We start from the raw sequence: 23694 nt of genomic DNA, 5'->3' as shown, positions 1-23694 counted from the left end.
GACTTAGACCCCATTTTTCTATACTTTCCTCTGTAAAGTTGATCTTTTGTTTGAATGTCCTTTAAAATGGGAAAAATAAACCCCAGTATGTCTTTTTAATGAAGGCGGCTTTTTGTTTGACCTTTATTGACCAAAAATGTATGATTAAACTACATACTTACCTTTTAAGGTGAAGGAGGAGCATTATGAATTTAATACCTACAGTCATTGAACAGACGAACCGCGGGGAAAGAGCGTATGACATTTACTCACGCTTGTTGAAAGACCGTATCATTATGCTGGGATCAGCAATCGATGACAATGTTGCGAACTCCATCGTATCTCAGCTTCTATTCCTTGAAGCCGAAGATCCAGAAAAAGATATCAGCATCTATATTAACAGCCCTGGCGGCTCTATCACAGCCGGCATGGCGATTTATGACACCATGCAGTTCATTAAACCTCAAGTCTCTACGATTTGTACGGGAATGGCGGCATCTATGGGTGCGTTCCTTCTCGCAGCCGGCGAGAAAGGGAAGCGCTACGCTCTTCCAAACAGTGAAGTCATGATCCACCAGCCGCTTGGCGGAGCGCAAGGTCAGGCAACAGAAATCGAAATTGCCGCGAAGCGCATTCTTTCATTGCGTGACAAACTGAACAAAATTCTTGCAGAGCGCACTGGACAACCGCTTGAAGTGATCGAGCGCGATACAGACCGTGACAACTTCAAAACGGCTGAAGAAGCAAAAGAATACGGCCTGATTGATAAAGTGCTCACACGCAATATCGACGCACAGAAGTAAACAGCAAAAAAAGCTGCCGAAGTCATCGGCAGCTTTTTTATGTTACCGTACCTCCGCTCATTATGTAAGAGTTTCTATAAATCCTTCCACTTTTTCTCGAGGACAGGGTAGCGATAATCATTCATGTTCCCGATCAATTCCGCGGGGCTCGCCGAAGCATGAATCAGCTGAAGGTGCGATTCATTCGAAAAGCCCTCTTGAACGCTGTATTCGAGCATTTTAAGAAGTGGGTCAAAATAGCCGTTCACATTGTAAAGTCCGATCGGCTTTTGATGAATGCCGATCTGGGCCCAGCAAAGCACTTCAAACAGCTCTTCAAACGTACCGAAGCCTCCGGGCATCGCGATAAAGCCGTCAGCTAATTCACTCATTTTCGCTTTGCGCTCATGCATGCCGCTCACTTCGATCAGCTCTGTCAGCTGCTGATGAACGATTTCCCCTGTAAAAAGTCCTTTCGGCATAACGCCGACAACTTCCCCGCCGTTTTTCAATACGGTATCCGCAATCACGCCCATCAATCCCATTCTCGATCCTCCATAAACAAGGCGAAGCCCCTTCTCGGCAATATAAACACCAAGCTCTGCAGCTTTCTTCTTGTACGCCGGGTCCGTCCCCATATTTGATCCTGAATATACGCATACCGTTTTCACTTTCGCTCACTCCAACTCCATATATTGATAAAAGCAATTAACATTGTACTATATATTGTTTGTTCCGTGTGCGATAATATAATTGAATTTCTAAATGGGAGTGTAGACTTATGACAATCACAGACGCGGAGCAATGGACAAAGACATTTTATCGGAAAAGGGGATGGAGCGAATACGGACCTTTCATCCGGATGGGATTTTTAATGGAAGAGGCCGGTGAACTGGCGAGAGCGGTCAGGGCATACGAAATCGGAAGAGACCGTCCTGATGAAGCAAAACGGCCGGCTGCTGAACTGAAAAAGGAACTGATCGAAGAAATGGGCGATGTGATGGGGAATTTGATTATGCTTGCCGGCATATACGATGTTTCATTGGAAGACATGATGGATGCCCACCGCCGCAAACTGACGAAAAGATTTGCAGGAGAGCATCATGAAGATCAATGACCGCCTTTACGGCGAGGCAGATTTGGAGCCTGTGCTGACAGACCTCATTCATTCAAAAGCCGTTCAGCGTCTAAATGGGATTCACCAAGGCGGAGCATGCTTTCTCGTCAATCCCGCATGGAACATCAGCCGCTGCGAACACAGCATCGGGGTTATGCTTTTGATCCGCAGGCTTGGCGGAAGCCTTGAAGAACAAATTGCAGGTTTGCTTCACGATGTTTCCCATACGGCATTTTCCCATGTGGCTGATGATGTATTTAACATGGAAAACGAAGATTACCATGAACAGATGTTTCGGCAATGGGTCAAGCAATCTGATATCCCCTGGATTCTGGATACATACGGATTCAAAGATGAAGATATCTTATACGATGAAAAAAAATGGACGCTGCTGGAGCAGCCGGCTCCTTCATTATGTGCGGATCGCATCGATTACACGCTTCGCGACTCTTTAGCCTACGGGTTTGGCGACCAAGAAGAGATTCGACGATTTTTAGAAACCGGACTGACCGTTGTCGAAGGCGAAATCTGCTGCACTTCGACAGAGCACGCCGAATGGTTCACCCGCCTTTACTATCAAGAGGTAATTGACTTCTTTATGAATCCCCTCAATGTATATGCGCTCTGTACACTCAGCCAAATGCTGAAAAAGGCGCTTGACATGCGTATCATCACGGGACGCGATTTTTTCAAAACCGACACGGAACTGCTTGCGATGCTAAAGCAAAAAGCGTGCTTCCGGGAAACGCTTGAAAGGCTCAGTACAGCGAGCCAGAGCGTTAAGCAAGGAGACGAAGACGATTTTACTTTTCATCAAACTTTAAAGGTAAGATGGATCGATCCAAAAGTCGCCGTTAACGGAAGAAAAGTCCCCGCCTCCACACTTTCAAAAGACGTCCTTTTGATGAAAGAAACGGCAATAGCCGCAATGAAAAAAGGCACATATGTAAAAGCCGCCGAATAAAAGCAACCGCCTGCTTCGGTCAGCCCGGAACAGGCGGTTTTCTTCAGTTATGTCACGTCAAATATTTGTTCAGGCCTGTCGACAAAATGCTTTTTGCCGATTTTATGAAACAGCCCTGTTTTATGAAGAAGCTCACGCGGCTGCTGCTGCAGCCCGACAATCATCACTTTGCCGTTTTGCTGGTGGACACGGTTGACGATCGTCATCAAGCTGCCTTCTGCGGAAGAATCCATATAGTCTACTTTGTTCATAAGCAGGATGAGGAGTTTTGGCGGGTGGCCTTTGTCCAAAATTGAATCCTCCAATGAATTCGATGAGCCGAAAAACAGCGGGCCTTCAACAGAATAGATGCTGACAGAGCGGTGGAATTTCTTTTCTTCCGCTGCAGCAGCCGACTGGACGATCGATTCAGACACATCCTTTTTAATGCGGAACGATTTGCTCATTCTGACGATAAAGGTGATGATCGCCAGCAGGATCCCGGCCGCCACCCCAAATACAAGGTCCTGCCAAACCGTTAAAAGAAATGTGACGACAAGCACGGCAGAGTCGGAATTCTTAATTTTCAAAATGTTTACAAACTCTTTCCGCTCACTCATATTCCAAGCGACCACCATTAAAATCGGCGACATGCTTGCAAGCGGGATAAGGGAAGCGTATGGCGCAAACAAAAGCAGGACCAATAAAACAAACACGCCGTGCACGATCCCTGAAATCGGAGAAGCAGCACCCGTTTTAATATTGGTTGCCGTACGGGCAATCGCGCCTGTCGCCGGAATTCCGCCGAACAGCGGTGCGGCAATGTTCGCAATCCCCTGGCCGACAAGCTCTTTATTGCTGTCATGCCTTGTTCCCTTCATATTGTCTGCCACCATCGCGGAAAGCAGCGATTCGATTCCGCCGAGCATCGCAATCGCAAGAGCGGGAGGCAGCAGGTAAATGATTTTTTCCAATGACAATTCAGGAAATTGAAAGCTCGGCAAGCTGCGCGGAATTTCGCCGTAAGCTGAGCCGATCGTTACCACCTGTTCAGGAAACAGCATCGTGGCCATGACCGTCGATACAAGCAAGCCTGCAAGCGCTCCCGGCACTTTCGGCAGAATCTTTGGCGTAAACAGCACAAAGAAGAGCGATACGACAGCCGTCAAAATGCTGTAGAAGCTGAGCGTGTTCAGGTTGATGACAACCTCTCGCATATTCATATAAAAACTCTCATGCTTCTCAACATTCCTCAAACCTAAAAACTTGGCGATTTCTCCGGTGAAAATAATCACTGCGATGCCGGCCGTAAATCCGATGATCACCGGCCGCGGAATAAACTTGATAATCTTGCCGAGTTTTAGCAGCCCTAAAATGACGAGAATCACTCCGGCCATAAAACCGGCAATCAGCAGATTCTCAAATCCGTATTGGAGCACAATAGCGAACAGGATCGGAACAAAGGCGCCTGTCGGTCCGCCAATCTGGTATTTCGACCCGCCGAGAAGCGAAATCAAAATACCGGCGACAATCACTGTGTAAAGACCGTGTTCCGGTTTCACCCCCGAGGCTATGGCAAAAGCCATGCCAAGCGGAATTGCGACGACTCCAACGACCATTCCTGCTACAATATCTTTTTGAAACCGTTTAAGGCTGTATCCTTCAAATCTGCCTGAAAAACGTAACATTCAATCTATCCTCCCCATTTCCGAAAGCAAAACGTCTTCACGTGAATAACCATCTTCCACAACATCCAAACGGCCGGTCTTTGGATCAATCACCAATCCGTGCACCGGAACGTCTGAAGGCATCAGCGGATGATTCCGAACCATGTTCACGCTGTGGCTGACGCTGTCTTCAACGCTGTCAAAGCCCGTCATCCATGTGTCCAAGTCGATGCCTGAATGCTGCAGGAGTTCGAGACAGCCATCATCAATCCCCCGCTGTTTGGCCTTTTGAAGGATAGATGAAGCGTTCAGGCTTGCCATACCGCACTCATGGTGGCCGATCACGCAGACTTCTTCAGCCTGCAGCTCATAGACAGCCACAAGAATGCTGCGCATGACGCTTCCAAAAGGGTGAGAAACAACGGCCCCCGCATTCTTAATGATTTTTGCGTCTCCATTTCTTAACCCCATTGCATGATGGAGCAGTTCTAATAAACGCGTGTCCATACATGTCAAAATCACAAGTTTCTTCTCCGGAAATTTTGTCGTTTCATAAAACTCGTACCCCTTTTCCTCTACAAAAGACTGATTTCGCTTCAAAATGGAAGTTAAAATCGCCATTTCTCTCTCACTCCTTTTCATAGTCATATGACCTTGATATTGTTACAGCCGAATTATAGCACATGGTTTTTCGATTTGGATTCGAATCAAAAAATTCACTATAAATGTACTGAATATTTTAAAAAGTCTAATTTTATATCTTTCTAAAATAATAAAATTTACACTGTTCTTCACCTATAAAAATAGAACTGGAAGCAAAATAGAACATCTAATATTTGGATTTATAGTTATAAAAATGCATTAAAATAAATTAAAAAACTGAAATAAGTATCTATGATTTTCTAAACAACAATAATTGAGCTGATAGTCCTGCGTTTATTCGGAACAGACTTTGATTTTTATAGAAGCCGTTTTTCCTCTATAATAGAAGCAGATGATACGCGGAAGGAGAATGCAGATGAAACCGTTTGTATATGTCACAAAACCGGTCCCAAAAGAAATCGAAGAGATGCTCGCCGAACACTGCACATATGAAATTTGGACTTCGCGCGAGCGCATTCCCAGATCAACCCTGCTCGAAAAAATCAAGGAAGCAGACGGTCTTTTGACCTCGGGGACAAAAATCAACCGTGAATTATTATGCAATGCGCCGAAGTTAAAAATCGTCAGCAACAACTCCGTCGGCTATGACAACTTTGACATTGAAGCAATGAAAGAAAAATCGGTTATCGGCACTCACACACCATACATTCTTGACGGCACAGTCGCAGACCTCGCTTTCGGTCTGATCCTTTCCTCAGCGCGGCGAATCGCCGAGCTCGACCGCTACATCCGCGATGGAAAATGGACCAAATCAGAGGATGATGAAAGCTTGTTCGGATGCGATGTCCATCACCGGACGCTCGGCATCATCGGAATGGGACGAATCGGAGAACAAGTCGCCAAACGGGCGGCCTTGGGTTTTGATATGGAAGTGCTCTATTACAGCCGCAGCCGCAAACCCGACACAGAGAAAAAAACCGGCGCGGTTTATACGGGCTTTCATGAATTGTTGGAACGCTCGGATTTCATTGTTCTGATCACACCGCTCACAGATGAGACATACCGCCTTATCGGCGAAGCTGAATTCAAAAAAATGAAACCGTCATCCATTTTCATCAACATCTCCCGCGGCAAAACCGTTGACGAACAAGCGTTGATTCAAGCGCTGAAAGAAGGATGGATTAAAGGAGCCGGACTTGATGTATTTGAAAAGGAGCCGATTGAAAAAGACAATCCGCTCCTAAGCCTTTCCAATGTGACCCTCGTTCCCCACATTGGATCATCCACTCTTGTCACACACGTCAACATGCTGAAAAGCGCCGTCCAAAACCTGATTGACGGTCTTCAGGGCAGACAGCCAAAAGATATAGTCAAAGAACTGAGATGACGCACATTCTTACATTCAGGCCCGGAATGTTTTGCCGAGCTCGCGTCCTAAACCAAAATAGTGTCTAAAAAGATAAATTAAAGGCCCCCATTTTTGAGGATCGATGTGGTGTTCCCCTTTTATAATCGCTTCATGTGCGTGCACATGAAGCACTTTTGTTTCAATGACGGCAAAATACGGTGAATGTTCCGGAATGCGGATATTGACGGCTTCCGCTTCAATTTGAAGCGGACAATCGGCGACTCTGTCAGGTTTCACCGCCAGGGAATCTGCTGCCGTAAATCCGCCGGCTGCAAACTTTTCTTTAAGGTATGTAAAGCCGAGCCGCTTTTTTTCTTCTGGAACGCATCGTTTGCCGGTATAGGAAGCGAGCCGTTCTACATTGCTCCATAAAGATGAATCCGGCACATTGATGACACATCCGGCTTGTCTCTCTAAATTCTCCAATGCTTTGCCGCCGGTGCCGACGCCGAGTACGATCGAATCCCCAAGCGCCCAAGAAGAGGAAAGCGGGCTGAGATTCGTGGAACCGTCTTCGTTCAGCGTGCTGAGCAAAATGACGGGTGTTCCGTAGTATAAAATGCTTGGCTGAATAATTTTGCTGTTTTGATGCATATCGGTCTCCTCCTTTTATGCTTTTATTGTAATTCTCCAATATTTCAATTAACATCGAAGTATCGATTACATTTTAGGAGGAAGTGTCATGACCGTGAATCCGAATATCGCCGAGGTCGCCAAGCTTGTCACCGATCCGTCGCGGGCCGCGATTTTAACCGCATTGCTTGATGACCGGTTTTATACAGCTACCGAGCTGGCCGGGTATGCGGGAATCAAACAGCAGACAGCAAGCTTTCACCTTTCCAAACTGCTTGACGCCGAAATGCTGACATGCCGGAAGCAAGGACGGCACCGCTATTACCGGCTCAAAGATGGCAAGGTTGCACAATCACTGGAAACTCTGCTCAACATAGCCCCCCCTGCTGAAATTCGCTCTTTCCGGCAGTCAGCCGAAGATCGGGCGGTCAGAAAAGCGCGGACATGCTATGATCACTTGGCTGGATCGCTCGGCGTCACACTTGCGGAGCGGCTCGTGGAGATGGGCGTGTTGAAAGATGAAGAGACGGCTTTTACCGTGACTGAAGCAGGAGAATTATTTTTGAAGGAACTTGGCATCGATGTTGGGGAAGTCAAAAAGAAACGGCGCTCTTTTTGCCATAAATGCCTGGATTGGAGTGAAAGGCGGCATCACATTGCCGGTGCCCTGGGCTCCGCACTGCTCGACGCTTTTATCCGCATGGGCTGGATCGAGCGGCCCCCGCGCACACGGGCCGTTGCAGTCACGCCCGCGGGCGCAAAGGAACTTTACCGCCTATTTCATATTTCCATTGAAAAGAACTGATGAAAAGCAGTTGGTTTTTTCTTCAAATCTTGACTAACATTCCGGGAGTCAAATAGGAAACCGCGGCGATCCGTTCCCGTCCTCGGGTTTCATGGAAAATTTACAATACTATAATGATTTCTGAGCATGTTTTGAGGTACAATTCAATATGATTACAGACGGAATGGAAATGAGGAAATGCGGCTGTTCAATCCCATGAAGGCACATTCTTCATGTTTATGCTATAAAGTCTAAAGATGGGGAGGACTTTATCCGTGAAAAAAATATTATCCACACTTGCGCTTGGGATTGTTCTCGCGCTCGGCTTTCTGGCGGGGAACCTTTTTACAAGCTCAGCTGAAGGGCCGCATGCAGAAAAAGCCAGCACCGTTCAGTCAAATGAGGTCATTAATACGTTTGAAGGTGTTGCCGACTATATCGTGAAATACGGCAGGCTGCCTGACAACTTCATCACAAAAGCCGAAGCGGCAAAATTAGGGTGGGACCCGCAAAAAGGCAATCTCGCAGAAGTAGCGCCTGGAAAAAGCATCGGCGGCGATATCTTTCAAAACAGAGAAAAGCTGCTTCCAGATGCGGCCGGACGCGTATGGAGAGAAGCCGACATCAACTATACATCGGGATTCCGGGGGTCAGACCGGATCGTCTATTCCAACGACAGACTGGTTTATAAAACAACTGACCACTATAAAACGTTTACGAGAATGAGATGATCATATGAAACAAGTCACTTTAAACGGAGACAAGATCACGAGTGTATCAGACCTTCACCAAACATTAAAAGAACAGCTGGAGCTTCCGGACTACTATGGCGAGAACCTTGACGCGCTGTGGGATTGTCTGACCGGCTGGGTCGGCATGCCTTTGCTGATCGAGTGGAAGAATATCGAAAAAAGCCGGATTTACTTGGGCGATCAAGCCGAAGCATATTTGCAGCTTTTTCGCGAAGCCGAAGAAACTCTGGACGGCTTTCAGCTGAAAACAGAAGGATAAAACAGAAAACGAGCGGGCGCTGCAGACAGGCGTCCGCTTATTTAATTGATGCGCGCAGCGGTGCTTCAGTCAAAAAAGGCTTGAACGAAAATGGTCTGGAAATCTCCGGCGTTCACATCTTCTTTCGTCAAACCGCTTCCGGTTTGCTTTGTGAAGTGATCCTTCGACAAAATTAACTTTCCGTCCATTGTCAGCTTGGAAGCGAGCGGGTTTTTATTAAAGGGAGACGCTTCCTCATCGAAAATCGCATCCCGCACGCACGCAAGCGCCGCTTCATCGATTGGCGTCAGCGAAAATGCGTAGCCGGTCTGCCACCCCTCTCCCTTATCCATTTCAAGAAGGTAATCTCCTTTATCTGTCTTTGTTTTCCTGATACGGTAAGCTCCTGTTTTTGAGGTGATGGGTTCACCTGAGAACGGAACGGGGGCAAGCGGCAGGTTGATGCCGAATCCAGTATCAAGCAAATAGGTTTCATCGCTTTCCCGCAGAATAACGGCGACATGCGTTCCCGTCAGCGCCCACGCCTGTTCTTTTGGATTAAAAACCGTCCCGCGAACCATGTGTACGGAAAAGCCGAGCTCAGTCAGCACATGGTAAAGAAAGGCGTTCAAATCATAGCATAAACCGCCCCTTTTATTGTTCAGCAAGGCTTCCGTCAGCCCTGTTTTCGTCATCGAAATCCGTTCGTTTCTTAAAACCGCGCCATTTTCAAAAGGAAACTGTAAAGCCAGCAGCGATAAAAATTCGGGCAAGTCAGCAAATGTCACCTGCTGACCGGGCTTATATCCAATCCTTTTAAACAGTGAATCAAGCATCGTCGTCATCGGTTATTCTCCTTCCGCTTTGAATCGATGAGAAAAAGCCAAACCTCATAAAGGTTTAGCTTTTTTCTCTTGAACATATGCAGTCAATGCAGCAAGAGCATCTTGTTCATCGGAACCGTCGGCGATCAGCGTGACTTCCGATCCGGAGCTGACAGCTAGGCTCATCAGCCCCATGATGCTTTTGGCATTCACTTTTTTATCTCCCTTTTCCAGAAAAATATCTGATTGAAAACGGTTGGCTTCTTGAACAAACAATGCCGCCGGGCGCGCTTGAAGCCCCGTTTTCAAAAGAATTTCCACTTTTTGTTGAACCATACGATCTCCCCCATTCCCTATTTTAAAGAGACAGATTGTCCTGAACGCAGCTGCTCAGCTATTTCATCCAGTTTCCTAAGCCGGTGATTGATGCCCGATTTGCTGATTTTTCCGCTCGACACCATTTCCCCGAGTTCCTTTAAGGTTACTTCCTGATAATCAATGCGGAGCTGGGCAATTTCCCTCAGCTTTTCCGGTAGCGCATCAAGCCCGATTCTTTCGTCGATCAGCTTAATGTTTTCCACCTGCCGCAGAGAAGCGCCGATCGTTTTGTTTAGATTGGCTGTCTCGCAATTGACGAGCCGGTTGACCGAGTTTCTCATATCTCGCACGATCCGGACGTCTTCAAAGCGGAGCAGCGAATTATGCGCGCCGATCACATTCAAAAACTCGGTAATTTTTTCAGCTTCCTTCAGATACGTGATGTATCCTTTTTTCCGCTCAAGCGTTTTGCTGTTTAAATGAAACTGATTCATGAGCCTGCACAATGAATCATTATGCTCTTTATACAGCGAAAAAATTTCGAGGTGGTAAGAAGATGTCTCGGGATTATTGACAGAACCCCCGGCTAAAAAAGCCCCTCTCATATAAGAACGTTTGCAGCAACGTTTTTTGACTAAGTCTTCCGAGATGTTTCTGGCAATGACAAAGTTGTCTCCGAGTATTTTCAGGTCCTCAAGAATCAGCTTGGCATTTTCGATCAGGCGTACGATGTAGACATTGTTTTTTTTCAGTCTCATTTTCTTTCGAACGAGCAGTTCAACGGAAACATCGTATTGTTTCTTCAGCAATGTGTAAATTCTTCTGGCGATGGCCGCGTTCTCGGTCTGGACGTCGAGAACCACTTTTCGGTTTGAGAAAGACAATGAACCGTTCATCCGAATGAGGGCAGAGAGCTCTGCTTTCGCGCAGCAATCCTTTACTTCAAGGTTTGTAAGTTCTTTTTTCGTTTCCGATGCAAATGACATATTATAGACACCCCCATTCCAAGGCCTGCTATTCTTTTAACAAATCAACAAGTAGCGAAGCGACTTTATGTGTATCATGACGGATCACGCCATTCTCGTATGTCACAATCTGATCTTTGATGACCTCAAGCCCCATCGCAGACAGATCTTCAATGTTAAACTGGACGGGCTGTGCCTGCTCCTTCGCATAGCGTTCCCGGATGTCGTCCGGGATTTCCTCATTGTTGACGAGGATCGTATCAATAAACGGACCGCCCATATGCTCATTAAGCGCTTTTACATGATCGGCTGCGCTGTAGTACAGCGTTTCTCCCGGCTGGGTCATCACATTGCAAATATAAACTTTTTTTGCCGGGGCGTTTAATATTTCTTCCCCTATCTTCGGAACGAGAAGGTTCGGCAAGATGCTCGTATACAGGCTTCCGGGGCCGAGAATAATCAGGTCGGCGCCGCGGATTACATCAATCGTTTCCGGGACGGGTTCAATTTTTTCAGGGGTTAAAAACACCCGTTTAATCTGCTTCCCGTAAGACGGAATCGTCGATTCCCCGGATATGACCTGTCCGTCATCCATTTCTGCATGAAGGACAACGCTGGTATTGGCCGCGGGCAGAACCCTTCCCCTCACATTTAAAACTTTGCTCATTTCAGTGACGGCGTGAAAGAAATCACCGGTTATATTCGTCATCGCCGCCAAAATCAAATTTCCCAATGAATGGCCGATTAAATCGCCGCCTTTAGAGAAGCGGTGCTGGAACAGGTCTTCAACAAGCGGTTCAACATCAGACAGTGCAGCGAGCACATTTCTGATATCCCCCGGGGGGGGAATTTTAAGCTCATCGCGCAGCCTCCCCGAGCTTCCGCCGTCATCTGCGACCGTCACAATCGCCGTAATGTCAACGGGCTGTTGCTTCAATCCTCTGAGCAATACCGAAAGGCCAGTTCCTCCGCCAAAGATTGCGATTTTTTTCTGATCTGCCATGCTATTTTCTGCTTTTCTTCTCGATGTCCCGGTGAGTAACATGAGTATAGTAGTCCTTTTTATAGTAATCGGCAAGGTATTCAGCAAGCGTCACAGAGCGATGCTGTCCGCCTGTGCAACCAATCGCGATGACCAGCTGGCTTTTTCCTTCGCGCTTATATGACGGAAGCATAAAGCTCAGCAGTTCGGTCAGTTTTTCGAGAAACTTTTGCGTTTCGTTCCATTTCATCACATACGAAGATACTTCCTGATCTTTTCCCGTCAGCGGCCTCATGCTGTCGATATAGTACGGATTCGGAAGAAACCTTACGTCGAATACTAAATCCGCATCGATCGGTAATCCGTATTTAAACCCGAATGACATCACATTCACCGTAAAGGTATGTCCGTGATCTGCCGCAAAATGCTGGACGATTTTTTCGCGCAGGTCCCTCGGTTTCATATCGGATGTATCATAAATGATTTGAGAGCGGCCTTTCAGCTCTTCGAGAAGCTCCCGTTCCGTCCGGATGCCCTCAAGCGGCAGGCCAGTTGTCGCAAGGGGGTGGGACCTTCTTGTCTCTTTATATCTTGAAACGAGAACCAAATCCTTGGCATCTAAAAATAAAATTCGCGGGGTAATCCAGGATGTTTCCCCAATCTCGTCAAGCGCTTCAATCAGGCTGTCAAAAAACTCGCGGCCGCGCAAATCCATAACAAGGGCAACTTTGCTCATTTTTGAACTTGATTCCTTCATCAGCTCCAAAAATTTCGGCAGCAAAGATGGTGGCAGATTATCGACACAGAAAAAACCGAGATCCTCAAAGCTTTGAATCGCCACTGTTTTTCCTGCCCCTGACATTCCGGTTATGATCACAAGCTGTATATCATGGCCTCCATTCGCATTCATGCTTCTCTCCCCCTCTTATGTTTATTCGCCTTGCGGGTCGAGGCGATAGGACAGCAATTCAAAGTCAGGCGTATACGTAAAGGTGCCGTGAAGCAGTCCTTTGCCTTTCAGCATAAAATCCAGAATATGGACGTCTCCCGGCGCCATCGGCAGGCTCCCGACGTCTCCCGCCTGATGCCACCTGATGATGCCTTCTTCCGATTCTTCTACATGTTTACCTGTATAATGATCGGCGACGAATGTGAACATCATCCATTCAGATACGACCTGATCATTTTCTTTTATGATAAAGGTGAATATCCCTTTCAGCTGCGGGTTCAGCACATACAGACCCGTCTCTTCGCGGTATTCCCTGATGACGGCGTCCCTGACGGTTTCCCCGCTTTCCATTTTACCGCCGGGGGCTACCCACCAGCCTCGTCTGGGCTTTTGCAGCAACAGGACTTTATCACCTGAAGTCAGCACACAATTCGTCACTCTTTGCAAAGTCTGTCACCCATCCTTTTATTCCTTCAATTCTTTTTTCTATTATACCGCTTCCTGTCCCCGCTCACAATGAACATGCAGTTCCGCCGTGAAAATCGCTTTTTTCCGGACTGCTTTAAGGCTTTTCCCGGGTAAAGCTTAAAGAAACAGCTTTTTCAGCGAATGGAAGCGCTTGCGAAAACCGTTCTTTTATTCTATTTTACAGCAAAAACGGACGTTTCAATATTGAAATTTGAACAACTTGTGAAATTTGTAAAAAATTCTCTTTGTGGGAAAATAAAACAAAAAAAGGACACGGATAAGATCATCCGTGCCAATAAAATTCATTATAAAAGGGGGTCAATTACTATACCCATCATAACGAATAATTGTTTCACTGGTGTTACAGGGCGGTTAAATCATGATGACGATAAAAATACGTTATTTTACAGCCTTTTCTTTCTCTTTCAGCTCTTCGATATAGTGCTGAACGCTCTGTGCGGCAATGCTTCCGTCGCCTGTTGCCGTTACGATTTGGCGAAGGGTTTTCTCACGGATATCGCCCGCTGCAAAAATACCTTCAACTTTTGTTTCCATCTGTTCATTTGTCACGATGTAGCCCTCTTCATTTGTAATGCCGAGGTTTTTGAACGGCTCTGAAAGCGGCAGCATGCCGATGTAGATAAAGACGCCGTCAGTCCGGAACTCTTCTTCTTCGCCCGTGACCGTATCGACCAGCGTTACTTTACCGACCTTTCCGTCTTTTTCATGAATTTCCTTGACCGTCTTGTTCCAGAGAAAGTCGACTTTTTCGTTGTCAAACGCGCGCGCCTGAAGGATGCTTTGCGCTCTCAGCTTATCGCGGCGGTGGACGATCGTGACTTTCGAAGCGAAACGGGTTAAGTACACGCCTTCTTCAACAGCGGAGTCCCCTCCTCCGACAACGACGAGCTCTTTGTTTTTAAAGAATGCGCCGTCACAAACCGCACAATAAGATACACCGCGGCCGCCAAGCTCTTTTTCGCCAGGTACGCCGAGCTTCTTATATTCGGCGCCTGCTGTGATGATGACCGCACGCGCTTTAAATTCTTTTGATCCCGCTTTGACGATCTTGTAGTCTCCTTCATCGACGACTTCTTTAATATCGCCATACGCATACTCAGCGCCGAACTTTTTCGCATGTTCAAACATTTTATTTGAAAGCTCTGGTCCCAGAATGCTTTCAAATCCCGGATAGTTTTCGACATCCTCCGTATTGGCCATCTGTCCGCCCGGAACGCCTCTTTCAACCATCAAAGTCGACAGGTTCGCCCTTGACGTATAAACGGCTGCCGTCATTCCCGCAGGACCTGCTCCGATAATAATGACGTCATACATTTTTTCTTCTGACACAATGTTCACTCCTTCATGAATCTTATGCTGTCAAGCAGTCCATTTCTGTTAAATAAGATTCCCTTCTTATATCTTCCTTACCCATATCCTATAAAATATCATGAATAATCGCTATTTTTTTGCTCACATAATAAAACAGGCTGAACAGTGAAGTTCACACCTGTTTCTAAAGATGTTCTTTTAATGTACGTTCATACTTTGAAAGCGTTCCGGGCGAGATATGGAAGATTTTTGCGGTTTCAGCTTTTGTCAGCCGCTCCTGATGCTCGGTCTTCCAAATGTAATAGATCGCCGCGGCAAGCCCGCCGGCATTTTTCAGCTGAAGGCCGTAAGCCCTGATCTGCTGAATAACATGAAAAATCCAAAAGCACATGGCCTCCTGTTCCATCGCTGACTGATCCGCTTGTTCAATCGCTTTCGCAGTTCTGTAAGCAAGAAGCGCGTCTTTTGAATCAACGGCTGCACTGCTTTCCCCGTAAAGCACAAGCCTGACAAACTGATCTTCAAACGGCGTTTTTGCCATCTGTGAATCAAGCACCGCTTTCAGCTGGGCTTTTTCCCCTTTTCTTCCGCTGATATAGTACGCGGCAAGGCGCTCCTCAAGCGGCCGCTGGACAGGTTTCTTTTCCTTCCGTTCTTTCCACGGCTCCATGCGGGCGTCATCCGGATACTCTTCCTGCATCTTTTTCCATACAGACCGGGCAAATTGAGTGCGGCCGGTGTAGTAAGCTGAGCAGGCGAGCCAGTAATAAAAGGTCTCATCCCCTTCAAATCCCATGCGGTAGAGTGATTTCAGCCATTTATAGCCGAGATCGTATCTGCCGACGAGGGATAGCGTGGCGCCGAGCTTATACCTTTGCTCAAACAGCATCGGATAAACATTGGAAAGCTGTTCGGAAAGCGCCTCGACCTTATCGTCCCGTCGTTCATAGTGATAAAAAATGAGAAGATTGCAAAGCGCATGCAGGTTTCCATGGCTTTTTTCCAAGACCGAAAAAATCGTCGTTTTGGCTTTCTGAATGTCTCCGGCATAAAAATATGCCAGTGCAAGGTTGTTGTAAGCTGACCAAAACTCTGGGTAATCGGAAGTGATTTCTTCAAGCATCACGATCGATTCTTGAAGCTGTCCATTTTCCAGCAGTGATTTCGCCCGATCCTGTTTCAGAATCAAGTCGTCCTGATCGAACTGCGAATAGCCCTCATCTTCCTCTCCCATATCCAATAAATCAAGGAGCTCCGCATTTTCCTCGCTGAACTCGCCGTCCGGGTCTTCTTTTAAATAAGTCTCCGCTGCTTTGTAGGCTTCGTGAAAAAGACCGAGGTGCGCATAGTTGTTTGCTTTAAAATAGTAGCATTCAGTCATTTTTTCGTTGATGTTCTTCAGGATAAAGTCCAAAAGTTCATTTGATTGCTGATAAAATCCCATTTCCGTGTAAATAACCGCAAGTTGGGACAGCATTCCCGTGTTTTCCGGTTCAAGAAAAATCGCTCTCTGAATGAGCTTGCTCGCGCGGGATAAATTGCGTTCTCTATATGCTTTGAGCCCTTTATGATAAAAATATTGCCCATCTTGGAACAGTTGGACAATTCTCGAATCTTTATGGTGTTCAGAAGTGTACTTTCCCACAGATACCCTCCATTTCAAACTATATACCGTGAGTAGTATAACATAGTTCCCCGCCGGCTTAACAGGTCAAAAACAAGTTTCGAGAAAATTCTCTTCATTTTCCACATATGGTTTTTTCACCATTTTATTCCGGACGTTTGGAGCATCGGAGCGCATAGGGCCTTCAGAAGGTTCAAGGTAGGTTTTATATCGGAAGTACGCTTTTTATTTTAACCAGGGCAAAATCTTTTTTTAGCACTAGATAGTGACGAATATACGTTCCCATTGTATGATCATAGAAAGGGGGTTCATCATGTGAAAAAAAGCGGATCAATACAATTGAAGCATTTCTCGGAAGAACATTCAGCTGCGCTTCTCGAATTCGAGCTTCCTGAAGAACAGCATCGATTTACCGCGCTGCCGAAAGAGGTTTTAAAACGGACGGACGGTCAGTTTCCAATCGTAATGTTAAGCGAAGGCAAGCCCGTCGGATTTTTTATCCTGCATGCGACCGAGAGGGTAAAAGACTACTCGTACAACCCGGAAGCCATGCTGTTAACGGCACTATCCGTCGACAGAAAGCACCAGGGAAAAGGTTTTGCAAAAGAAGGAATGCTCAAGCTTCCTGAGTTTGTCGCCAAGGCGTTCACCCATTGTCATGAAATCGTGCTGGTTGTGAACGTGAAAAACACCGCGGCCCAGCACCTGTATGTGAAAGCCGGATTTGCAGACACAGGGGAAAGAAAAACGGGGCCGATCGGAGAGCAAATCGTGATGAAATTAAACATCAAATAGCTCCCCTATCGGGAAAACACCCAAAAGGCAGTTTGCTTTTTAGGTGTAAGCAATACGCTTATGATTCAGCGCCTTCATGGCGCTCTTTCAGGACGCCAAGCACATCATCAAGCGGAAGGGACTGCTCCCTCAGCAAAACGAGCAGATGGTAAAGAAGGTCAGCCGCTTCCCATTTCAGCTCTTCAGAATCCCGGTTTTTTGCAGCGATAATGACTTCCGCCGCTTCTTCGCCAACCTTCTTCAAAATCTTGTCAACGCCTTCACTGAACAAATATGTCGTATATGCGCCTTCAGGCATTTCCGCCTGCCGTTTGGCAATCACCGTTTCAAGTTCATTGATGATGTCAAAGCGGCCGCCGCCAGTCTGTCTGATATGTTCGCCGGGCGAGAAACAGCTGTAGCTTCCTGTATGACAGGCCGGTCCCGCCGGTTCGACCAGCACGATGAGCGCATCCTGATCACAGTCAAGCCTGATGTCTATCACACGCTGAATGTTTCCTGACGTCGCTCCCTTATGCCAGAGCTCTCCTCGCGACCTGCTGAAAAACCATGTCTCCTTCGTTTCCAGCGTTTTTTCAAACGATTCTTTGTTCATATAAGCAAGTGTCAGCACTTCCTTGCTCACTGCATCCTGGACAATCGCCGGAATCAAGCCGGCTTCATTAAATGTCAACTCGTCTGCCTTGATCATCTTACATTCACCCCGCGCTCTTTTAAATAAGCTTTTACTTCTTTTACAGATGTTTCTTTGTAATGAAAGATAGATGCGGCAAGAGCCGCGTCCGCCTGCCCTTCTGCAAATGCATCATACATGTGGTCCGCATGACCTGCGCCTCCGGATGCAATGACCGGGACTGAAACGGCTTCTGATACACACTTTGTGAGCCTGCAGTCAAATCCGTTCTTTTCTCCGTCTGCATCCATGCTTGTCAGCAGGATTTCACCGGCTCCCCGCTGAACGGCTTCCTTTGCCCATGAAACGGCCTCAAGGTCCGTCTTTTTACGTCCGCCGTGTGTATAAACATAATACTGATCAGCTTCCGGATCGAATTTTGCATCAATCGCGACGACAATGCATTGAGAGCCGAAAAAGTCAGCGCCTTCCGTTATCAGTTCCGGACGGAGAACGGCAGCCGTATTAACGGAAACTTTGTCGGCTCCGGCCCGCAGGATCGTTTTCATATCATCCAAACGATTAATGCCGCCGCCGACGGTAAACGGGATCGCCAGCTTGGCCGCCACTCTTTCAACGACGTCAACCATCGTTTTTCTCCCCTCGTGGGATGCCGAGATATCGAGAAAAACAAGCTCATCAGCGCCTTCACGATCATATACTTCAGCCAGCTCAACGGGGTCGCCGGCATCTTTCAATTCAACAAACTGTACACCTTTGACAACGCGGCCGTCTTTTACGTCTAAACACGGGATAATTCGTTTTGTGATCACTTTTCCGCCACCCTTTCAAGCGCTTCAGCCACGGTAAATTGATTGGTATACAGCGCTTTTCCGACAATGGCGCCAGAGACGCCTTCCGCAGCCCGGGAAGCGAGTGCCTCAAGATCGGCGAGAGAGCTGACACCGCCGGAGGCAATGACTTGTTTACCGGTTGCCCTGGCAAGCTCCACTGTACTGCTGATATTCGGTCCTGACAGCATTCCGTCAGTCGCAATGTCGGTAAAGATAAACACTTCCGCACCTTCATTCGCAAGCTCGCGGCCAAGCTCTTCCGCTCTAACGGAGGAGGTCTCAAGCCATCCTTCAGTCGAAACAAATCCGTCTCTTGCGTCAAGACCGATTGCGATATGCCGGCCGTAAGCTTTCAGCATGTTTTTGACAAACTCGGGATTTGATACGGCCGAGCTGCCTAAGATCACCCTTTCAACACCTTGCGACAAGTAGTCATACACGTCTTTTTCGGTCCTGATGCCGCCGCCGACCTGCACTTTAACGTTGAGCTCATCAGCAATGCTTATGACGTGGCTGTCGTTCACTTTTTTGCCTTCTCTTGCCCCGTCCAAATCGACAAGATGAATCCAGTCTGCCCCCGCTTCAGCAAACCGGGAGGCCATATCCAGAGGGGAATGACCGTAAATCGTTTCTTTTTCGTAATCTCCCTGGATGAGCCTGACGCATTTGCCGTTTCTCATGTCAATGGCAGGGTATACAGTAAACTCGCTCATTTTTTCACCTTCTGTTCTTGTGTAAGCTGCTTGAAACGCTTTAAGATCGACATGCCGACCGCACTGCTTTTTTCCGGATGGAACTGGGCGCCGTATACATTGCCAAGACCGACGACAGCGGGCACACGCACACCGTATTCGGCGCTGGCAAGCAAAGCCTCCTCTTCGATTCCGCTGACATAATACGAATGAACGAAATACGCATATCCTTCTTTCGTCTTTGGTAAAAGCGGAGAGTCGCGGTGGACCGTGAGCAGATTCCAGCCCATGTGAGGCACTTTTAAGCGATCTCCCGCTTGATCACGGTCTTTCAGTTTAACGATTTTTCCTTTCAAAAGGCCGAGTCCTTCTGACGCCCCGCGTTCTTCGCTTTCTTCAAACAAAAGCTGCATGCCGAGGCATATGCCGAGAAAAGGTTTTCCTTCGCTTACGGCATCTTGAATAAATGTTTTCAGGCCGGTCTGGCTTAAAGTCTCCATCGCATCCCGAAAAGCGCCGACTCCCGGAAGGATATAGCTGTCCGCTTTCTTAAGTTCATCCGGTTGCTCGGACACGAAATAAGGAGCATCGATCCGTTCAAGCGCTTTAGAGACGCTGTACAGGTTTCCCATTCCGTAATCTATGACACCGATCATTTACAGCATTCCTTTCGTTGACGGAATTCCTTTGACCCGCGGATCGATCAATGTCGCTTCATCAAGCGCACGTCCCAGCGCTTTAAAAATCGCCTCGATCATGTGGTGGGTATTCGTACCGTAATGAACGATGACGTGAAGATTCATTCGCGCTTCCAGCGCAAACTTCCACAAAAATTCATGGACAAGCTCTGTATCAAATGTTCCGACTTTCCGGCTCGGGAATTCGGCTCTGAACTCGAGGTGCGGCCTGTTGCTCAGATCAATCGCAACCTGGGCGAGCGCTTCATCCATCGGTACCATGCTCGAACCGTAGCGTTTGATTCCTTGTTTATCTCCGAGCGCTTCCAAAAGCGCCTGTCCGAGACAAATACCGATATCTTCAGTCGTATGGTGGTCGTCGATTTCAACATCGCCTTTCGCTTCAACTGAAAGGTCAAACTGCCCGTGTTTTGTAAATAAATCGAGCATATGTGTCATAAACGGGACATCCGTTTGAATATCCGCTTTCCCTTCTCCATCAATATGAAAGGATAATTTAATATCAGTTTCATTGGTTTTTCTTGCCCGTTCGGCTTTTCTCATCAGTTTTCCTCCCGGTCTCTGGATTCAATTGCTCTTGCATGGGCTTCAAGTCCTTCTAATCTTGCAAAGGCCGCGATGTTCTCGGCATTCTCGCGGAATGCATCCCTGCTGTAGGAAATGATGCTGGAGCGCTTTTGGAAGTCAGTCACATTTAGCGGGCTTGAAAATCTGGCTGTGCCGTTAGTCGGCAGAACATGATTAGGGCCTGCAAAATAATCGCCCACCGGCTCTGAACTGTAGCGGCCCAGGAAAATGGCGCCCGCGTGTTTGATCTGTCCGAGCAGGGCATCAGGCTGAGCTGTTAAAATTTCCAAATGTTCAGGAGCGAGCTCATTGATGACGGAAACGGCTTCATGCATCGTCTTTGTAACATAGATCAAACCGTGGTTGTCAATCGACTGCCGTGCAATCTCTTTTCTCGGAAGATGTTCGAGCTGTTCGTAAACCTCTTTTAAAACAGATTCGGCAAGCGGCTTTGAGTCGGTGACAAGAATGCTCGATGCCATCGCATCGTGCTCAGCCTGTGAAAGTAGATCAGCGGCGATTTCCCGGTGGTTTGCCGTACTGTCAGCGAGGATGGCGATTTCACTTGGGCCCGCGATCATATCGATATCAACCTGGCCGAATACTTCCCGTTTAGCAAAGGCGACGTAAATATTGCCAGGTCCCGTGATTTTATCGACGGGGGAAATGGATTCCGTTCCGTAAGCCAATGCGGCAATCGCCTGAGCGCCGCCCATTTTGTAAATCTCTGTGACGCCAAGCTCGGCGGCAGCCGCCAGCACTCCCGCCGACAATTTGCCGTCTTTTCCCGGAGGTGAGGCAAGGACAATGCGATCGACGCCGGCAACAAGCGCCGGAATGACATTCATCAGGACCGATGATGGGTAAGCAGCCGTTCCGCCGGGCACGTACACTCCGGCTGAATCAAGCGGCGTAATTTTTTGGCCGAGCATCGTTCCGTCCTTGCGGTGGTAAAACCATGATGATGTGAGCTGCCGCTCATGATATTCTTTAATGTTTAAAATCGCCGCCCGAATAATCTCGAGATCCCGCTTTTTGAGCGTGGTGTATGCTTCCTTGATTTCCTTTTCAGAAACGCGAAAGTCGGCCACATCCGCTCCGTCAAATTGCCTTGTGAATGCGGAAACAGCTGAATTCCCGTTCTTTTTCACTTCTTCGATAATGCCGCGGACTGCTTTTCTTTGTTCTTCCGTTCCGGCGTCAATGGTGCGCTTTAGTAAAACCGACGTATTTCCGCTGATGGATTTGATCTTCATTTTGCTTTTTCCCCTTCCACAATAAGAGAAAGTTTTGAAGCCATTTCATCGATGACTGCGTCTTTCATTCGGTAGCTGACAGGATTTACGATGAAACGCGACGTGATGTCGCAAATTTTTTCGGTTTCAACCAGCCCGTTTTCCCTTAAAGTCTGTCCTGTTGATACGATATCAACGATTCGGCCGGCAAGCCCGATCAAGGGAGCGAGTTCAATCGAACCGTTGAGCTTGATGATTTCCACTTGTTCTCCCTGCTCCCTGAAGTAGCTTGACGCGACATTTGGATACTTGGTCGCAACCCGGGGTGCAACGCTGTCGGCCGCCGTCTCTGCCAGGCCGGCTACGGCAAGACGGCATTTGCTGATGTTTAAATCAAGCACCTCGTAGACATCGCGTTCTTCTTCCAGCAGGACATCTTTGCCGGCGATTCCGACATCGGCCACCCCGTGCTCGACATATGTTGTGACATCCATCGGCTTGGCGAGGATAAAGCGAAGGTTCTCTTCAGGCACTTGAATGATCAGCTTTCTCGAATCGTCGAATTCTTCAGGGAGCTGATAGCCTGCTTTTCGAAGCATATCGGCAGCTTCCTCAAATATCCGCCCTTTCGGCATCGCAATCGTCAATTCCTTACCCATGCTTCTCTTCCTTTCTGGCCCCGATAAAATAGGTCACGTTTTGAAAAGACTTTGTCATTTGGTCAATATCTCCGATTCCCGCTAAGTCCTGTATGACGACTTTTTTGCCTTTTCTTCGCTCTTCTTCGGCAAATCTGATCGCCTCTTTTCTCTGTTCCGTGCTGAAGATGACGACATCGATTTTTTCTTGCTCTTCCGCCGGCTTCAATGCTTCCAGCAGCCTGTCAGTCCTGATGCCGAAACCGGTTGCCGGAGCGGGTGAGTCGAAGCGGCCGAGAAGCTGGTCATATCTGCCGCCGTTTCCGATCGGAAAGCCGACGTTTTCAGCATAGATTTCAAACAAAACGCCGGTATAGTAGCTCATATGGCTGACCATGCCTAAATCGAGCTTAATGTCGTCCGTGCAACTATAGTCGCCGAGCGTCTCCCAAAGCGTCTTCAGTTCTGAAACCGCGCGTTTTCCTTTTTCAGAATCGATGATCGATGCCGCCTTGCTGCACGTTTCAATACCGCCTCTCAACTCCAAAAGCTCGAGCAGCCTGCTTTTATCAATTGAGGATAAATTGAGGGATTTTACATGCTCCCGGTAGCCGACATAGTTCTTTTCGTATAAATAGCGCCGCAGGACATGAGCCCTTTCTTCGTTTCCTAAAACCTCCACAAACAGAGCGTCTGAAATTCCGACATGGCCGATCGAGATTTTAAATGAAGTCAGGCCGGCTTTTTTAAGCGAAAAAATGACGAGCGCAATCACTTCTGCGTCAGCGCTTGTAGATCCATCGCCGATCAGTTCGACGCCGACTTGCTCAAATTCGGCGGCACGCCCGCCTTCACGCTCCTGTGCCCTGAACACATTTGCAGCATAGCCCACTCTAAGCGGGTGATCATCTTTATGAAGCTTTGAGGCCGCCACCCTTGCGATCGGAGCCGTCATATCAGGTCTTAACACGAGCGTCTGTCCCTCCTGATCAAGGAGTTTAAACAACTGCTGATCCAATATGGCCGACTGCACACCGACCGTATCATAAAATTCAAGGGCCGGTGTCTCCATGAACTGATACCCCCACAAAGCCATCACCTCTGTTAATGAAGAGCGCACCTTTTTCTTCGTTTCGTAAAGCACAGGCAGCGTATCCCGCATGCCATGCGGTTTTTCAAACATAAACATCTACACTTGCACCCCCATAACCGTTTGAAGGAAAATTCCGAATCCTTTAGTTCGCTAATATGATAATATGCTAACAGATAAAAGAATCAAAATCAACAGCCGCTC

At 47.6% G+C, this 23694-nt stretch carries 28 protein-coding genes; 8 read left to right on the top strand and 20 right to left on the bottom strand.

What is annotated here, in order from left to right:
- The first annotated feature begins 185 nt into the window (after positions 1–185).
- Positions 186–782, top strand: coding sequence for an ATP-dependent Clp endopeptidase proteolytic subunit ClpP (gene clpP / locus M1E06_RS03230; protein WP_003185550.1), 597 nt, complete (start codon positions 186–188; stop codon positions 780–782).
- 74 nt (positions 783–856) lie between these two features.
- Here clpP and M1E06_RS03225 read toward each other — a convergent pair whose 3' ends face one another.
- Positions 857–1432, bottom strand: a complete 576-nt coding sequence (locus M1E06_RS03225; RefSeq protein ID WP_023856348.1) for an LOG family protein — start codon at positions 1430–1432, stop codon at positions 857–859.
- A gap of 110 nt (positions 1433–1542) precedes the next feature.
- Here M1E06_RS03225 and M1E06_RS03220 point away from each other — a divergent pair, with 110 nt between their 5' ends.
- Together M1E06_RS03220 and M1E06_RS03215 are read left to right on the top strand one after the other, a co-directional pair.
- Positions 1543–1878 (top strand): MazG nucleotide pyrophosphohydrolase domain-containing protein, encoded by a 336-nt coding sequence (locus M1E06_RS03220; RefSeq protein ID WP_020453047.1) that lies wholly within the window; start codon positions 1543–1545, stop codon positions 1876–1878.
- On the top strand, positions 1865–2842 hold the full coding sequence (locus M1E06_RS03215) for an HD domain-containing protein (protein ID WP_020453048.1): 978 nt from the start codon (positions 1865–1867) through the stop codon (positions 2840–2842). The genes M1E06_RS03220 and M1E06_RS03215 overlap by 14 nt, the downstream gene beginning before the upstream one ends.
- Positions 2843–2889: 47 nt before the next feature.
- Here the strand turns inward: M1E06_RS03215 and M1E06_RS03210 are convergent, their stop codons facing one another.
- Positions 2890–4509 (bottom strand): SulP family inorganic anion transporter, encoded by a 1620-nt coding sequence (locus M1E06_RS03210; protein WP_020453049.1) that lies wholly within the window; start codon positions 4507–4509, stop codon positions 2890–2892.
- Positions 4510–5109: a beta-class carbonic anhydrase gene (locus tag M1E06_RS03205; protein ID WP_020453050.1), complete on the bottom strand. Its 600-nt coding sequence runs from the start codon at positions 5107–5109 to the stop codon at positions 4510–4512.
- A gap of 397 nt (positions 5110–5506) precedes the next feature.
- Between M1E06_RS03205 and M1E06_RS03200 the strand changes: the two genes are divergently transcribed.
- Positions 5507–6478, top strand: a complete 972-nt coding sequence (locus tag M1E06_RS03200) for a 2-hydroxyacid dehydrogenase (RefSeq protein WP_020453051.1) — start codon at positions 5507–5509, stop codon at positions 6476–6478.
- A 15-nt stretch (positions 6479–6493) separates the two neighbouring features.
- Here M1E06_RS03200 and M1E06_RS03195 read toward each other — a convergent pair whose 3' ends face one another.
- On the bottom strand, positions 6494–7093 hold the full coding sequence (locus M1E06_RS03195) for a flavin reductase family protein (protein ID WP_020453052.1): 600 nt from the start codon (positions 7091–7093) through the stop codon (positions 6494–6496).
- Between the two features lie 88 nt (positions 7094–7181).
- Here M1E06_RS03195 and M1E06_RS03190 point away from each other — a divergent pair, with 88 nt between their 5' ends.
- From M1E06_RS03190 to M1E06_RS03180, 3 genes are all read left to right on the top strand, one after another.
- Entirely contained in the window at positions 7182–7877 is a 696-nt protein-coding gene (locus M1E06_RS03190) for an ArsR/SmtB family transcription factor (RefSeq protein ID WP_020453053.1), read from the top strand.
- A 254-nt stretch (positions 7878–8131) separates the two neighbouring features.
- Entirely contained in the window at positions 8132–8587 is a 456-nt protein-coding gene (locus M1E06_RS03185; RefSeq protein WP_020453054.1) for a ribonuclease, read from the top strand.
- A gap of 4 nt (positions 8588–8591) precedes the next feature.
- The gene (locus M1E06_RS03180; protein WP_020453055.1) at positions 8592–8867 is read left to right on the top strand and encodes a barstar family protein; all 276 of its coding nucleotides are present in this window, start codon (positions 8592–8594) and stop codon (positions 8865–8867) included.
- Between the two features lie 65 nt (positions 8868–8932).
- Here the strand turns inward: M1E06_RS03180 and M1E06_RS03175 are convergent, their stop codons facing one another.
- From M1E06_RS03175 to M1E06_RS03140, 8 genes are all read right to left on the bottom strand, one after another.
- Complete coding sequence (locus tag M1E06_RS03175; protein ID WP_020453056.1) at positions 8933–9691, bottom strand: arylamine N-acetyltransferase; 759 nt, start codon at positions 9689–9691, stop codon at positions 8933–8935.
- A 45-nt stretch (positions 9692–9736) separates the two neighbouring features.
- Positions 9737–10006, bottom strand: a complete 270-nt coding sequence (locus M1E06_RS03170) for an HPr family phosphocarrier protein (RefSeq protein WP_020453057.1) — start codon at positions 10004–10006, stop codon at positions 9737–9739.
- Between the two features lie 17 nt (positions 10007–10023).
- Positions 10024–10974: a DNA-binding protein WhiA gene (gene whiA, locus M1E06_RS03165; RefSeq protein ID WP_020453058.1), complete on the bottom strand. Its 951-nt coding sequence runs from the start codon at positions 10972–10974 to the stop codon at positions 10024–10026.
- Between the two features lie 28 nt (positions 10975–11002).
- The gene (locus tag M1E06_RS03160; RefSeq protein WP_041817328.1) at positions 11003–11956 is read right to left on the bottom strand and encodes a gluconeogenesis factor YvcK family protein; all 954 of its coding nucleotides are present in this window, start codon (positions 11954–11956) and stop codon (positions 11003–11005) included.
- A gap of 1 nt (position 11957) precedes the next feature.
- Entirely contained in the window at positions 11958–12845 is an 888-nt protein-coding gene (rapZ, locus tag M1E06_RS03155) for an RNase adapter RapZ (RefSeq protein WP_020453060.1), read from the bottom strand.
- A 21-nt stretch (positions 12846–12866) separates the two neighbouring features.
- Positions 12867–13331, bottom strand: coding sequence for an 8-oxo-dGTP diphosphatase (locus M1E06_RS03150; protein WP_003185583.1), 465 nt, complete (start codon positions 13329–13331; stop codon positions 12867–12869).
- A 420-nt stretch (positions 13332–13751) separates the two neighbouring features.
- Entirely contained in the window at positions 13752–14702 is a 951-nt protein-coding gene (gene trxB, locus M1E06_RS03145; protein WP_020453061.1) for a thioredoxin-disulfide reductase, read from the bottom strand.
- 166 nt (positions 14703–14868) lie between these two features.
- Entirely contained in the window at positions 14869–16329 is a 1461-nt protein-coding gene (locus tag M1E06_RS03140) for a tetratricopeptide repeat protein (protein WP_020453062.1), read from the bottom strand.
- Positions 16330–16623: 294 nt separating this feature from the next.
- Here M1E06_RS03140 and M1E06_RS03135 point away from each other — a divergent pair, with 294 nt between their 5' ends.
- Positions 16624–17103: a GNAT family N-acetyltransferase gene (locus tag M1E06_RS03135; protein WP_020453063.1), complete on the top strand. Its 480-nt coding sequence runs from the start codon at positions 16624–16626 to the stop codon at positions 17101–17103.
- A gap of 58 nt (positions 17104–17161) precedes the next feature.
- On the opposite strand, the gene hisIE is transcribed toward M1E06_RS03135, so the two are convergent.
- The 8 genes from hisIE to M1E06_RS03095 are packed head-to-tail and all read right to left on the bottom strand — an operon-like array spanning position 17162 to position 23589.
- Positions 17162–17794 carry a bifunctional phosphoribosyl-AMP cyclohydrolase/phosphoribosyl-ATP diphosphatase HisIE gene (gene hisIE, locus M1E06_RS03130; protein WP_020453064.1) on the bottom strand — a complete coding sequence of 211 codons (633 nt, stop codon included), beginning with the start codon at positions 17792–17794 and terminating at the stop codon, positions 17162–17164.
- Complete coding sequence (gene hisF / locus M1E06_RS03125) at positions 17791–18549, bottom strand: imidazole glycerol phosphate synthase subunit HisF (protein ID WP_020453065.1); 759 nt, start codon at positions 18547–18549, stop codon at positions 17791–17793. Before hisF ends, hisIE begins: the two co-directional genes overlap by 4 nt.
- Entirely contained in the window at positions 18546–19283 is a 738-nt protein-coding gene (gene hisA, locus M1E06_RS03120; protein WP_020453066.1) for a 1-(5-phosphoribosyl)-5-[(5-phosphoribosylamino)methylideneamino]imidazole-4-carboxamide isomerase, read from the bottom strand. Before hisA ends, hisF begins: the two co-directional genes overlap by 4 nt.
- Entirely contained in the window at positions 19280–19918 is a 639-nt protein-coding gene (gene hisH, locus M1E06_RS03115; protein WP_216904450.1) for an imidazole glycerol phosphate synthase subunit HisH, read from the bottom strand. The genes hisA and hisH overlap by 4 nt, the downstream gene beginning before the upstream one ends.
- Positions 19919–20503: an imidazoleglycerol-phosphate dehydratase HisB gene (hisB, locus tag M1E06_RS03110; RefSeq protein WP_020453068.1), complete on the bottom strand. Its 585-nt coding sequence runs from the start codon at positions 20501–20503 to the stop codon at positions 19919–19921.
- On the bottom strand, positions 20503–21783 hold the full coding sequence (hisD, locus tag M1E06_RS03105; protein ID WP_020453069.1) for a histidinol dehydrogenase: 1281 nt from the start codon (positions 21781–21783) through the stop codon (positions 20503–20505). Before hisD ends, hisB begins: the two co-directional genes overlap by 1 nt.
- Complete coding sequence (gene hisG / locus M1E06_RS03100; RefSeq protein WP_020453070.1) at positions 21780–22421, bottom strand: ATP phosphoribosyltransferase; 642 nt, start codon at positions 22419–22421, stop codon at positions 21780–21782. Before hisG ends, hisD begins: the two co-directional genes overlap by 4 nt.
- A complete protein-coding gene (locus M1E06_RS03095; RefSeq protein ID WP_020453071.1) occupies positions 22414–23589 on the bottom strand; it encodes an ATP phosphoribosyltransferase regulatory subunit in 1176 nt (391 codons plus the stop codon). The genes hisG and M1E06_RS03095 overlap by 8 nt, the downstream gene beginning before the upstream one ends.
- Positions 23590–23694 lie beyond the last annotated feature (105 nt).

The sequence above is a fragment of the Bacillus sp. AK124 genome (genome assembly GCF_053903085.1).
The sequence above is the reverse complement of the archived record's forward strand: the minus strand, read 5'-3'. Positions and strand labels throughout refer to the sequence as shown.

What these genes read in the sequence shown, in the direction of transcription:
- clpP (WP_003185550.1), top strand. Translation starts at nt 186, where the DNA reads ATGAATTTAATACCTACAGTCATTGAACAGACGAACCGCGGGGAAAGA.
- M1E06_RS03220 (WP_020453047.1), top strand. Translation starts at nt 1,543, where the DNA reads ATGACAATCACAGACGCGGAGCAATGGACAAAGACATTTTATCGGAAA.
- M1E06_RS03215 (WP_020453048.1), top strand. Translation starts at nt 1,865, where the DNA reads ATGAAGATCAATGACCGCCTTTACGGCGAGGCAGATTTGGAGCCTGTG.
- M1E06_RS03210 (WP_020453049.1), bottom strand. Translation starts at nt 4,509, where the DNA reads ATGTTACGTTTTTCAGGCAGATTTGAAGGATACAGCCTTAAACGGTTT.
- M1E06_RS03205 (WP_020453050.1), bottom strand. Translation starts at nt 5,109, where the DNA reads ATGGCGATTTTAACTTCCATTTTGAAGCGAAATCAGTCTTTTGTAGAG.
- M1E06_RS03200 (WP_020453051.1), top strand. Translation starts at nt 5,507, where the DNA reads ATGAAACCGTTTGTATATGTCACAAAACCGGTCCCAAAAGAAATCGAA.
- M1E06_RS03195 (WP_020453052.1), bottom strand. Translation starts at nt 7,093, where the DNA reads ATGCATCAAAACAGCAAAATTATTCAGCCAAGCATTTTATACTACGGA.
- M1E06_RS03190 (WP_020453053.1), top strand. Translation starts at nt 7,182, where the DNA reads ATGACCGTGAATCCGAATATCGCCGAGGTCGCCAAGCTTGTCACCGAT.
- M1E06_RS03180 (WP_020453055.1), top strand. Translation starts at nt 8,592, where the DNA reads ATGAAACAAGTCACTTTAAACGGAGACAAGATCACGAGTGTATCAGAC.
- M1E06_RS03175 (WP_020453056.1), bottom strand. Translation starts at nt 9,691, where the DNA reads ATGACGACGATGCTTGATTCACTGTTTAAAAGGATTGGATATAAGCCC.
- M1E06_RS03170 (WP_020453057.1), bottom strand. Translation starts at nt 10,006, where the DNA reads ATGGTTCAACAAAAAGTGGAAATTCTTTTGAAAACGGGGCTTCAAGCG.
- whiA (WP_020453058.1), bottom strand. Translation starts at nt 10,974, where the DNA reads ATGTCATTTGCATCGGAAACGAAAAAAGAACTTACAAACCTTGAAGTA.
- M1E06_RS03160 (WP_041817328.1), bottom strand. Translation starts at nt 11,956, where the DNA reads ATGGCAGATCAGAAAAAAATCGCAATCTTTGGCGGAGGAACTGGCCTT.
- rapZ (WP_020453060.1), bottom strand. Translation starts at nt 12,845, where the DNA reads ATGAATGCGAATGGAGGCCATGATATACAGCTTGTGATCATAACCGGA.
- hisIE (WP_020453064.1), bottom strand. Translation starts at nt 17,794, where the DNA reads ATGATCAAGGCAGACGAGTTGACATTTAATGAAGCCGGCTTGATTCCG.
- hisA (WP_020453066.1), bottom strand. Translation starts at nt 19,283, where the DNA reads ATGAGCGAGTTTACTGTATACCCTGCCATTGACATGAGAAACGGCAAA.
- hisH (WP_216904450.1), bottom strand. Translation starts at nt 19,918, where the DNA reads ATGATCGGTGTCATAGATTACGGAATGGGAAACCTGTACAGCGTCTCT.
- hisB (WP_020453068.1), bottom strand. Translation starts at nt 20,503, where the DNA reads ATGAGAAAAGCCGAACGGGCAAGAAAAACCAATGAAACTGATATTAAA.
- hisD (WP_020453069.1), bottom strand. Translation starts at nt 21,783, where the DNA reads ATGAAGATCAAATCCATCAGCGGAAATACGTCGGTTTTACTAAAGCGC.
- hisG (WP_020453070.1), bottom strand. Translation starts at nt 22,421, where the DNA reads ATGGGTAAGGAATTGACGATTGCGATGCCGAAAGGGCGGATATTTGAG.
- M1E06_RS03095 (WP_020453071.1), bottom strand. Translation starts at nt 23,589, where the DNA reads ATGTTTATGTTTGAAAAACCGCATGGCATGCGGGATACGCTGCCTGTG.